General features: G+C 36.6%; 2 protein-coding genes and 2 pseudogenes. 2 read left to right on the top strand and 2 right to left on the bottom strand.

Annotated features, from left to right (window positions below):
* A pseudogene (locus Xentx_RS17890) lies at positions 1-575 on the bottom strand (ISAs1 family transposase); the annotation flags it as partial.
* A gap of 211 nt (positions 576-786) precedes the next feature.
* Between Xentx_RS17890 and Xentx_RS19750 the strand changes: the two are divergent.
* A pseudogene (locus tag Xentx_RS19750) lies at positions 787-991 on the top strand (RNA-guided endonuclease TnpB family protein); the annotation flags it as partial.
* A 202-nt stretch (positions 992-1193) separates the two neighbouring features.
* The gene (locus Xentx_RS17885) at positions 1194-1883 is read left to right on the top strand and encodes a helix-turn-helix transcriptional regulator (protein WP_074021846.1); all 690 of its coding nucleotides are present in this window, start codon (positions 1194-1196) and stop codon (positions 1881-1883) included.
* A 107-nt stretch (positions 1884-1990) separates the two neighbouring features.
* Here Xentx_RS17885 and Xentx_RS17880 read toward each other — a convergent pair whose 3' ends face one another.
* Positions 1991-2377: a cupin domain-containing protein gene (locus Xentx_RS17880; protein ID WP_074021845.1), complete on the bottom strand. Its 387-nt coding sequence runs from the start codon at positions 2375-2377 to the stop codon at positions 1991-1993.
* Positions 2378-2858 lie beyond the last annotated feature (481 nt).

Below are 2858 nucleotides of genomic sequence, written 5' to 3'. Positions count from 1 at the left end.
AGAACATAATCAGCCTGCTCCCCGACAATCTGATCAGCGATTTTGTACTGACAGCCCATTGCATCAATCGTGACAGTGGAACCTTCAATATCCAACAAGGCCAGTAAGTTGGGGATTGCGGTAATTTCGTTCGATTTATCCGAGACTTTCACCTGACCAAAGCAAAGTTGATTCTCCACTGACCAGGCGCTAACCAGATGAAGCACCGGTGCACCATTCGCTTTGTCAAGCGTACCCTGCAACGTTTTGCCCTCCAAGGCGATAATGTCATCAGAGCGTTTGGCTAAGCTCTTCACCCATTGGGTAAATGCGAGTCAAAACTCTTGGGGATCAAGCCGGTTTATCACGTCGTTAAAGGTATCATGACTGGGAATGCCATTAGGAAGATCCAAAAATTGCCGAAACCAATCTTCTTTAGATTGGCCGTATTCTTCAATCGCATTGAAACCTTCGCAACCGCAGATGACGGCACAGATAGAGATAGTCAGAATGTCGATAAGTGCATATTGTTTAGTCCGGTTAACACGCGGATCAGTGAGGTGTCCAAAAGCATTGCTGAGGGTTGTGACTTGCATGGCAATTTCTAGGATTATCATTGATAGAATGCTAAGGATAAATCACAAACGGCGATTATTCCTATTTCTCTGGACTGAATAGACTCCACTAATCACATTGGGCAATTTAGACCCGTTTGCCCTGATATAGTTACTCCATTGATATCTTCCTGCCAGATGGTAATATACGGTGGCGTGAGTTTAAGTCCCCCGCAAAGATCTTAATCCTTTACTGGCGGCTGCGAAGAAATCTCGCAAATACGCGTGGCTCAAGGCATATGATTCCATCGCGTTACAGAAGGCGATGATCAACCTGAATACGACCTTTGATAATTTCTTAATTCGAAGTTACGCGCTAAATTCCCTACATTTGAGCCAAGCGCAAGCAGGGTAAGCAATTCAATTATCATTGCGGGGGTATGATAAAGATAGAGGATCAGTACTGAAACAAAAATTTCATTTGCAGTTATTGTGTAGGCCTGAAGTGATGGAATGCTAACCGTTTCACCTAACGTGCTTTAAATTCCGTTTTCTGAGGATCCCCTAGACCATGAAAACTATAGTAATATCATTCATATTTAAAATTATAAACATGAAAAAGAATAATAATTAATCAGTATGATTTTCAGAAGGTAGCATATGAATTGTTCAGTAGAAAACTTGATTAAGCCGCTAATAAAATTTTGGGAAATTAGTAATGAACCATGGGGTGCAAAAGATCATACTTCAAAATTTATATATGCTAATAAAAAATATCATGAATTACTTTCCCTTCCTAAAGGATATAATGTAGAGGGTCATTTTGATGGTGAACTTCCGGCATCTACTGCAAATTTTCAGGATGAATTTCAGAAACACGACAGGAAAGTTGAAACATTATTAGATCGGGTCACCTCTATTGAAATTCACCCTTTTCAAAATCTCCCCTACCTTCAACCATGGTATTTCGATAAATATCCATTGATTGATGAAAATGGGATATGCAGAGGAACTATTTTTCATGGAAGACCAGTAGATACTATAACACTAGAAAAACTAAAAAAAATAAACATGCAAACATCATTAGTTTTTACACCCCCATCAGCGTTTTTTAGCAAGAGAGAATGGGAAATAGTTTTTTATATTCTGCAAGGTTTTTCTACAAAAGATATAGCTGAAAGATTATTTCTGTCCCACAGAACAATCGCCAATCACATCCAAAATGTGTATCAAAAGACAGGGGTAAAATGTAAGAAAGATTTGGTTGGATATTGTTATGAAAATAACATAGCTAACTATATACCTGAAAGCTTTCTCAGGGAATCACAATCTATCACTTTTGCAAAATAATTAACCTAGGTTTCGTAGAAGATTTCAACTAACTTATTTATAGCCTGTTCCTTTTTAGATCTTGGAACAGGCTTTTAGTTCAATTTATTATCCAAAATTTGGGTTAATTATTCACATATATCTGCAAAACATATCCTATCATGGGATAGATGGGACTCTGGGCATAAAAATATTAATTTTACATTTTCATGAGCGACAAGTTGATGTGCTGTATTTGGATAAATACAAAAAATACATCCCTGGGAAAATCGCTTTTTTTGAACATCATGAACTTCATTATCTATTACTTCACCTGTCCATATTTCTCCTTCACCAGAAAGTATTATATACCATTCATCTCCGTTACTGTGATTATGGCATCCAACTCTCTTTCCTGCATTGATACATGTAGCATAAGCGTTTAGCCCTTCTTTTTTTATAATCTGCTTGACAGAAATACCAACAACATCATCTTTGATAGCATCTTCTGTAGAAAAATTAGCAAAATCTATCACAATTACATCCTTATATTTCAAATGAGTATTTTTTACTCTTTATTAGGCCGAGCATTTAAATTTAACATTTATGCATATATAAAAAAACAAATCTTTATAATTATACTGTATCATTAATTTTAAAATATTAATTTTTTATTTACACCAGGGAAAGCACGATCAATCCGACACCTTGGTCACGTATTCAACCTGTTGATGGTTGTGTATAATCGTCATTTTTTCGGAGAAGTCACATGGCGACTGTTGAAGTAAAATGTCGATCTGGAATGTCAATTGGTGTCGTAACCATCTGTTATGTAGCGATTTTATTTAGTGATTAATGGAGCGGTATAGCTTAACGTATAGCAATAGCAGCTATCCAAGTCACGCTATTCATTAATTTGGTCGCGTATTCAATCCGTTGATTTGTGTTAAACATAGTATTCACGTTCAATGAAAGTCCCGATGACTTTATCATGCATTTCCGGTGACTTAGAATAAC

The sequence above is a fragment of the Xenorhabdus thuongxuanensis genome (assembly GCF_001908095.1).
Taxonomy (GTDB): domain Bacteria; phylum Pseudomonadota; class Gammaproteobacteria; order Enterobacterales; family Enterobacteriaceae; genus Xenorhabdus; species Xenorhabdus thuongxuanensis.
Note: the sequence above shows the minus strand (reverse complement) of the source record. Positions and strands in the feature narration are given on the sequence as shown.